7 protein-coding genes are annotated in these 9,019 nt (G+C 41.8%); all 7 read left to right on the top strand.

Annotated features, from left to right (window positions below):
• The first annotated feature begins 712 nt into the window (after positions 1 to 712).
• The 7 genes from F599_RS15265 to F599_RS0112445 all read left to right on the top strand — a co-directional run bounded on the left by F599_RS15265 (position 713) and on the right by F599_RS0112445 (position 8,884).
• Complete coding sequence (locus F599_RS15265) at positions 713 to 2,614, top strand: cobalamin-binding protein (RefSeq protein WP_071592881.1); 1,902 nt, start codon at positions 713 to 715, stop codon at positions 2,612 to 2,614.
• Positions 2,615 to 2,619: 5 nt separating this feature from the next.
• Positions 2,620 to 3,678, top strand: a complete 1,059-nt coding sequence (locus tag F599_RS15260; RefSeq protein ID WP_071592880.1) for an NAD/NADP-dependent octopine/nopaline dehydrogenase family protein — start codon at positions 2,620 to 2,622, stop codon at positions 3,676 to 3,678.
• A gap of 15 nt (positions 3,679 to 3,693) precedes the next feature.
• Entirely contained in the window at positions 3,694 to 4,923 is a 1,230-nt protein-coding gene (locus tag F599_RS0112465) for an ATP-grasp domain-containing protein (RefSeq protein ID WP_019543835.1), read from the top strand.
• A 49-nt stretch (positions 4,924 to 4,972) separates the two neighbouring features.
• Complete coding sequence (locus F599_RS0112460) at positions 4,973 to 5,839, top strand: class I SAM-dependent methyltransferase (RefSeq protein ID WP_019543834.1); 867 nt, start codon at positions 4,973 to 4,975, stop codon at positions 5,837 to 5,839.
• Positions 5,840 to 5,886: 47 nt separating this feature from the next.
• Positions 5,887 to 7,002 (top strand): DegT/DnrJ/EryC1/StrS family aminotransferase, encoded by a 1,116-nt coding sequence (locus F599_RS0112455; RefSeq protein WP_019543833.1) that lies wholly within the window; start codon positions 5,887 to 5,889, stop codon positions 7,000 to 7,002.
• 354 nt (positions 7,003 to 7,356) lie between these two features.
• Positions 7,357 to 7,887, top strand: coding sequence for a DUF47 domain-containing protein (locus F599_RS14640; RefSeq protein WP_019543832.1), 531 nt, complete (start codon positions 7,357 to 7,359; stop codon positions 7,885 to 7,887).
• The gene (locus F599_RS0112445) at positions 7,880 to 8,884 is read left to right on the top strand and encodes an inorganic phosphate transporter (protein WP_019543831.1); all 1,005 of its coding nucleotides are present in this window, start codon (positions 7,880 to 7,882) and stop codon (positions 8,882 to 8,884) included. Before F599_RS14640 ends, F599_RS0112445 begins: the two co-directional genes overlap by 8 nt.
• The last annotated feature ends 135 nt before the right edge of the window (positions 8,885 to 9,019 follow it).

The raw sequence follows: 9,019 nt of genomic DNA, 5'->3' as shown, positions 1-9,019 counted from the left end.
GGCAGCAGCCTGAAACAGAACAGTGCAAAAAACGAGGCGATCGGTGACCGCCTGTTTCTTGTACTGTTTTTTATGCCATGATTATCGCCAGTGTCAGATGACCGTGATTGAGGTCAAAGAAAACGGGGCTATCCGCACGAAAATGCTTTCGTGAGACAGCCCCTTTTTTGTGTGGCAGGAATATCATTTAACGTTTTGAAATGATGAGGAAAGAAATCGTGTGAGAATATCGAAAAGGTATAGATAAATGACGATGAACGTAAAGTGTAAGATGTAAACAAAATAGGGAAATGTCTTGCGGGGGGGGGCGTCTGTGTTATGATAAAGGAGATTTTCAATGTGTATGTGGATTAAAACTATTTTCATATGGATGAAGTTGCTTGAATCGTGAAAAGCCGTTTTATGCTCAGTGAGTGGAATATAATTCTTTTTCATGGCAGGAAGGAATTATTCTTGCGCGATATTGTCGAGGCTATCAGTTGCTCTCATGCACCCGGTTATTATAAGATTATGTACGAAAATTCACTTAGAAAAGTTTATATGTTAGTTTTCCAGGATATAACGTTCAAGTGTGGACAGAACATCCATGAAAAAGCCGCGAGATGAAGCTTGGCGAGTTGTCTTCTTGTTCTTCGGTATCTATCAGCAATTGGTTTTTAAGAGGTTTTGGAGATATTCTGTAAGTATATAATGTACTGCTAGGAGTATTGTTATGGTAGTTATTAATAATAAAAATGATACTGTTTTCGGGATAATCAAAACATTAATAGACGCGCATACGATGGGGATTTATTCTGTGGCTGCGCTACTTAGAGAATGTGGATACAAGGTAATGATTGCTCCTGAAAGTGTTCAAGATGCATTAGGGAAAATAGAAGCAGACAGCAAAAAAGAAATTATTAAAAATTGGATTGTAGAAAATAAAATCACAAATATTGGCATTTCTTATAGATTGGATCCAAGAATTGCGGTAAGTATAGTCGGAATTTTAATTCATTATCTAAATAATTCAGGGTTATATGGATCGTTATACTCACAGGTAAGAGCAATATGTTTTTCAGGGCTCAAACCAGCGTGCGAGAAAATAGGCGAAGAGTTCGGTGGGAAAATAGATACTTTTTGCGGTGGGGAATCTGTGGAGGAAACATTATTGAAAATAGGGGTACCTATTGAGATGATTCCACAAAATATTGTTAAAGGATGTCGGTACGATAAAGAGTTGCTGGAATTTGGAACAGATATAATAAAAAAAGGAGAGTATAAAAAAGAGAAGCCTTTAGTAAGAAAAAGATACCCAGAATATGGAAAATTTAATGATACATTATTATTACGCCTTGATAACAACTTTGCAGGAGAATTCCATCCGCTCATCCGAGCACATTCGGGTCCGTATTCGGCTGATCTGACAAGAGAGCAATGTTTAAAAAAATATAGTAAATGGTGCAGAGAATTAGCTGAAGCAGGATATTTGGATATTCTTTCCATAGGCTGTTCGCAGTTGTCGCAGTCAAATTTTGGGGAAGATTGGTTTAATAAAACGAATGGAGGTGGAGTTCCGGTAAATTCTGAAAAAGAATATCACGATATTTGGGAATCTGCTTCGCCAATGCTCGTAAGAACTTATTCCGGAACAAATAATGTTGTAAAAATGGCAGAAATGTATGAGCGTTCTATCAATATCGCGTGGCATGCTTTATCATTGTGGTGGTTTGATGAACTCGATGGCAGGGGACCAAATAAATTATATGACAATCTAAGGAAGCATTTATTTGCCATTCAATATATAGCTACAACGAATAAGCCAGTAGAAACGAATGTGCCGCATCATTTTGCATTCAGAGGCTGCGATGATCTCACATATATTGTTTCAGAATATCTTGCTGCGAAAACAGTAAAAAAATATGGTGGAAAAACGTTTATATTGCAGAATATGTTAAATACACCTAGAAGTACATGGGGAGTTCAAGATTTAGCTAAGTCAAGAGTATTGATCAAACTTATAAAAAGTCTTGAGGATGACAATTATAGAGTCATCATTCAAACGAGAGCAGGGTTAGATTATTTCAAACCAGATATCGAAGAAGCTAAGATACAACTAGCTGCTGTGACAGCACTTATGGATGATATTGATCCTGAAAATATTTATAGTCCTGAAATAATACATGTAGTAAGTTATTGTGAGGCATTGTATTTAGCAACACCAGAAATAATAAACGACAGTATAAAAATTGTCAGGGCAGCACTCAAAGAATATAGGAAACGAAAAAGAGAAAAGAGTACACCAGATGTATTTACAGATGATATTCAACAAAGAACATATTTATTGGAAAAAGAGTCAAAGAAAATTATAAATGCAATGGAAGAAAATATTCCTGATTTGTACTCTCCAGAAGGATTATATATTGCCTTTGCATCTGGTTGGTTACCCGTACCGGAATTGTGGTCGACATCTGATGAATTCAAACATGCAAAAGAATGGACGACTAAATTTCATGATGGAGGGATTTGGCTTGTTGATCATGATTTGATTATGCCAACAGAAATAAAAATAAATCAATGTGTTACAAATATTCCGGATGCCATTTGTAATTTAAAATTTTTAAGGAGAAGGTAAAACAGATGGATTCTGATTCAGTTGGGGCAAAAGAAGTTTTTATTTGCGGAGGCGGGCACCAAGGTCTTTCAATGGCTGCGCATTTAAGTATATGTGGATTAAATGTTAGGTTGTGGAATAGAACACCAGCTCATATTGCGGAAGTGAAAAAAACTGGTGATGTATGTTGCTCAGGAATCATAAATGGGATAGGACATTTGAAAAAAGTATCTTCGAATATTTCAGATGTGATTTCAGATTTCATCATGGTGACAACTCCGAGTAATGCTCATAAAGAAATAGCGAAAATGCTAGCACCTTTCGTCAATAAAAACATGGTAATTATATTAAATCCTGGAAGGACATTTGGAGCAATAGAATTCGCTCATACTTTGAAAGAATGTGGCGTTAGTGAACTGCCGCATATCGCAGAAACACAAACAATTATTTATACTTGCAGAAAATATTCTGAAAATTGTGCTCAAATTTTTGCTTTGAAAAATGATGTTGAGATTGCGTCGATAGGAAAAAACGATTTGGAGTATATAATTTCCAGAATTCCAATGTGTATAAGAAAATATTTCAAACCGGTAAAGTCTACAGTTATTACATCACTTTCGAATGTAGGTATGATATTACATTGCGCACCTGTTTTGATGAATATTGGTTGGATAGAAAATAAAAAAACAGCGTTTAAATACTACTATGATGGTATAACACCTTCGATAGCTTCTTTTTTAGAAAAAATGGATCATGAAAAAATATCTGTTGCTAAGGCTTTAGGATATGAAATTGAAACTACAGAAACCTGGCTGAAACGAACATATAATGTCGATGGACATGGATTGTATGAGTGCTTGAAGAATACAAAACAGTATCGTGCCATAGATGCACCGGAGACAATTCATCATCGATATATCATAGAAGATGTCCCATGTGGCTTAGTACCAGTAGAGGATGCAGCGATTCAATGTGGGGTTTCAACGAAAAATATAACTAGCATTATTGATTTAGCATCTGCAGTTACTGAAATCGATTTTAGAAGTATGGGAAGAAAATTTATTCCGGAGTTTGTTTATGGATAATGGTGAGGAGAAAAAATGAAAGCATTAGTGCTTGCTGGTGGTTTACCACAGATAGAATTGATAAAACGATTAAAACAAAGAGACTATTATATAATTTTAGCTGATTATACGAATCATCCGATTGCTGAGTCATACGCAGATAAATTTTATCAGGAAAGTACACTTGATGTTGAAGCAATGAGAAAAATTGCAGTAAGTGAAAAGGTAGACTTGATTATTACAGTTTGTACGGATCAGGCGCTGAATACGGTAGCGCTTTTGAGTGAAGAATTGGGCTTGCCATGTTATATCGATGCTCTTACTGGAAGAAATGTTACGAATAAGAAGTATATGAAAGCTATCATGCAGGAAGAGGGAATTCCTACAGCGAATTATGTGCTATTAAAAAAAGGAGAATATCATATCCCTGACAATTTTAAATTTCCGTTGATTATCAAACCGGTGGATTGCAATTCATCTAAGGGTGTAAAAAAGGTAACTGGATCGGAAGATGTCAAATATTTTCTTGATCAAGCATTTGCGTATAGCAGGACAGATGATGCCATCGTGGAAGAATTCATAGATGGAAAGGAATTGTCTGTAGATGCGTATGTAGTAGATGGTATCCCTACAATCTTATGTGTTTCAGAGAGTCAAAAAGTCCGTGAAAAAGAAAAATTTATCATTTTCAGATCGGTAGTTCCAGCTGGTATTCCAAATCACATATATCATGATATTCAAAAAATAGCAATACAGATTGTAAAAAATTTCAATCTGAAAAATTGTCCTTTGTTGATTCAAATGTTATATCATGATGATAAATTGTGGGTTATTGAATTTAGCGCTAGAACTGGAGGTGGGCTGAAACATCAACTAATTCATCAGATGACGGGAATCGATATTATTGATTGGACTATTGATATCACACTCGGCGTATATAAAAAACCTAAAAAAAAGAGATTCGATAAATATATAATTAATGAATATATTTATTGCTACAGCGGAGTATATGATCATATAGAAGGACTTGAAGAGCTGGTTAATGATGAAATTATCGATAGTTATTTTGTGCTAAAAAATCCAGGAACAATATTCGATGGAATGAATAGTAGTGGAGATAGAATTGCAGAAGTAACGATAATAGCAGATTCGATAACAGAACTAAACAAAAAATACAAAAGAATGATGAATCACACTAAGGTCATCGATGTTAATGGAAAAGATATGATGAGACGTGATGTCTCTTATGAAATAAGCTTAAGATAATGTTGCTTTCTTATAAGGTGGAACAACGTATAAGAATTAAGGAGGATGTATGAAAAAGCTAGTCGCATGTTTTGCAGGAGAATGGGCAAAAAAACTGTTTACAATTGATCGATATGAGACGATAGATTATTTTATTGATGAAAATGATGGAGAATTCTTGATTGGGAATAAATTAAAAAAAATACATAGATTCGAGTTCCTTACAAAAGAAAATCTTGAAAAGATTATTATCATCGTCACAGATAGCAGAAAGTATGATTATGCAAAAAAAATACTAACGAAATATGGATGTAGAGAAAATGTAAACTTTTTTAATGGGTGGAAACTTAATCATGCATTCTATGATATATATTATCATGATAAGATGTGGATGGATTACGAGAGGGAAAACGATAGCGCTTTAAGCAACATGAGAACAGGATGGGAAAAGCGAGCGCAAGCCATGGTGAAACTGATTCCTAAAAATGTCGGTTCTATTCTGGATATTGGCTGTGGAGAATGCTTACTAAAGAAATATTTGCCTCGAGAAATAAAATATTACGGTTTGGATTATCGAAAGAGAAATGATGAGACCATTGTATGCAATATCAATGAAGAAAAAATCCCTGTTATCAATGGTATCGATTTATATTATTTAGCAGGTGTAGTACCGTATGTAAAAGACGAGAGAGCGTTGTTTAAGCAATTCAATGCAACAAAATACGTCTTAATGAGTTATATCAGAAACGAAAAATTTATAAGACTTGATAACACTGTAATCGAAAAAGGTTATATGAATTATGGAAATAAAGATTATTATATTGGGAATCTGATAACTGATATGGCGGAGGCAGGATTCCTCTGCATCAAAATGGAATGGGATTATAAAATTCGAGATGAATATTATCTGCTTTTTGCTAGGAAAGATATGCTTTAATAAATAAAGACGCATGATTGCTACGGGGTGAGGATGGGAGAGATACGATGGAGAAGATTTTAGTGACGCGGTCCTCGATGCCGCCGCTTGAGGAGTATGTCGATGAGATTCGCGAGCTCTGGGAAACGCATTGGCTGACCAATATGGGGGCGAAGAATCAGGCATTTGTCAAGGCCCTTGAGGAGTATATGGGCGTTGAGCATCTTGATTTGCTCGTGAATGGGCATATGTCGCTTGAGATGACGCTTCAGGCGATGAATCTGCACGGCGAGGTCATCACGACGCCGTTTACGTTTGCCTCGACGACGCATGCCATTGTACGCAACGGCCTTACGCCGGTGTTTTGCAACATCGATCCTGAGGATTATACGCTGGATACGTCGAAACTGGAGTCCTTGATTACAGACCGTACCTGTGCGATCGTGCCCGTCCATGTCTACGGTCATGTCTGCCATGTAGAGGAGATTCAGCGTATCGCGGATAAATACGGTCTGCGTGTCCTCTATGATGCGGCGCATACGTTTGGCGAGACGTATCGGGGACGGGCCGTCGCGGGCTATGGGGATGCGTCGTGTCTGAGCTTCCATGCAACAAAGGTGTTCCATACCATCGAGGGCGGCGCTGTGGTGTTCCATGATGAGGAGCTGGGGAAGCGTATCTGGGATTTGAAGGATTTCGGCATCCACGGACTGGAAAGCGTGGAGGCTGTTGGCGCCAATGCGAAGATGAATGAGTTCTGCGCGGCGATGGGGCTTTGCAATCTCCGTCATGTGGATGAGGAGATTGCGAAGCGCGGCAGAGTGGTCGCACGCTATCGCGAGTACTTGACTGGCGTGGAGGGCATCAGGCTCAGTCCGCAACAGCAGGACGTGAAGCCGAACTATGCGTATTTCCCTGTGGTATTCGATGAGAAGACGTTTGGAGCGACGCGCAATGAGGTGTATCATCATCTGGCGGAGCATGGCATCATGGCGCGAAAATATTTTTATCCGCTCGTGAATGATTTTGACTGCTACTGCAGTCAGTATGACTCGAAGGATACGACGGTGGCATTAGCGATTGCCAAGCGCGTGCTGACTTTGCCTCTTTATGCGGAACTCCCATTGGAGCAGGTGGATGAGATCTGCCGTTTGATTTTAGAAACCGGCAAGAAAAGAGGATAGCTTTCTTTTATATTGTTGATATAAAAAAGAATTGATTCGTTTTGGTATGATGTCAGCTTAGTGCCTTTCCTGTGTTGGTGATTGATAGTACAACCGTGGAATGTAGGGGCGCTATTTTTTTTGAGTAAGAATGCAGTTCTAGAGAATGTCGCTTTCGATCGGATTTGTTTACAAAAAAATAACAAACGCTTTACATACACCGAGACTCTCCTCTGTATATTAAATAGTAATCTATAAATGAAAGAAAAAAGAGTAACGTATGTTCAGCATCAGCAATAAACATGAGGAGCTTTTTGACTACCTCGTCTCGAATGCGGAGATTTTCCATGCGGGGGCGGTGATTGCGCGGAAGGCATGCAGGATGTCTCGCAGCTCGAGCAGCATTTGCAGGAGGTCATCCAGCTCGAGCACAAGGCGGATGAGACGAATCTCAAGGTCATGCAGAAGCTGTCAGTCGTATTCATCACGCCCATCGACAGGGGGGATTTCTACCGTCTTTCGTGCCATCTGGAGAGCTGCATCGACTTCATGCAGGGGGCTATCGTGCGTCTCGATACGTTCCATATCGAACAGCCGCTGCCTGTGGCGGCGGATATTATGGAGCGGATCGTCGAGATGACGAAGGTACTGCAGGAGATCTTCGGCCTGCTCAAGGATATCAGCCGCAACGAGGGGCGCCTCTTGGAGCGCGCGGAGCGTCTGAGCCGTCTGGAGTCTGAGGTGGACCGCATCTCCCGCGACGGTATTTCCCATCTCTTCGACGGCACGCAGGATCTTCTCGATGTGATTCGCTGGAAGGACATTCTCGGCACATTGGAGGATACAGCGGACAAGGTCGAGGAACTCAGCAATAGTATCAAAGAGGTGACGATGAAGTATGCCTGAGATGTCACTCCTCATCATGGTCGTGCTGCTCGCACTCGCCTTTGATTTCATCAATGGTTTCCACGATACGGCGAACGCCATCGCGACGTGTGTCTCGACGCGCGCGATCCGACCGGGCGTCGCCATCATCGGCACGGCAGTGCTCAATTTCGTCGGCGCGATGATTTCGACGGGCGTGGCGAAGACGATTGGCGGCGATATCGTCATGAGCCCCGATCTCGTGAATGAGATGGTCATCATCTCCGGCCTTGTCGGCGCGATCATCTGGAACCTCCTGACGTGGTGGTTCGGCATGCCGTCGAGCTCGTCTCACGCGCTGATTGGTGGCATCATCGGCTCCGTGCTCGTCTCGGCGGGCGCGGCGGCGCTCAACGGCTGGGGCATCATGAAGATCGTGCTGTCGCTCGTGCTGTCGCCTGTCACGGCGATGCTGGTCGGCTTCCTCGTGATGAAGCTCATCTTCGCTCTCTGCCATTCGTACAAGCCGGCGGCGGTCAATCTCACGGCCAACCGCCTGCAGATCATATCGGCGGCGCTCATGGCATTCTCCCACGGCTCGAACGATGCGCAGAAGTCGATGGGCATCATCACGCTCGCGCTCGTCTCGTGCGGCTTCATCGAGACGCTCGAGGTGCCTGATATCGTGAAGCTCCTCTGCGCGGCCGCCATGGCACTTGGCACGAGCGTCGGCGGCTGGAAGATCATCCGCACGGTCGGCGGCAAGATTTTCAAAATGCATCCCGTGCACGGATTCGCGGCGGATCTCAACTCCGCCATCGTGATTCTCTCGGCGACGCTGCTGCATCTGCCGGTCTCGACGAGGCATGTCGTCTCCGGCTCCATCATGGGCGTCGGCTCGGCGCAGCGCGTGAAGGCGGTGCACTGGGATGTCGCGCGCTCGATGGTCGTCGCCTGGGTCATGACGATTCCCTGCACGGCGATCATGGGCGGGATTGCCTATCTCGTGCTCACGGCGACCTTCGGCGGCGCGCTCTAAGGAACCACTGATTCATTCGGCACCTTGCCTTTGCGTATCTGCACTGTCCTCTCGTCGCCCTACAATCCTCAGCGTAGCTCTGCTACGCCTCCGGTTTGTCTCCTAGAGAGATACAGCGCATCTACGCAAATTCAG

This window comes from Selenomonas bovis DSM 23594, from assembly GCF_000381005.1.
Lineage (GTDB): Bacteria > Bacillota > Negativicutes > Selenomonadales > Selenomonadaceae > Selenomonas_C > Selenomonas_C bovis.
This window is presented reverse-complemented; position numbering and strand designations above follow the sequence as displayed.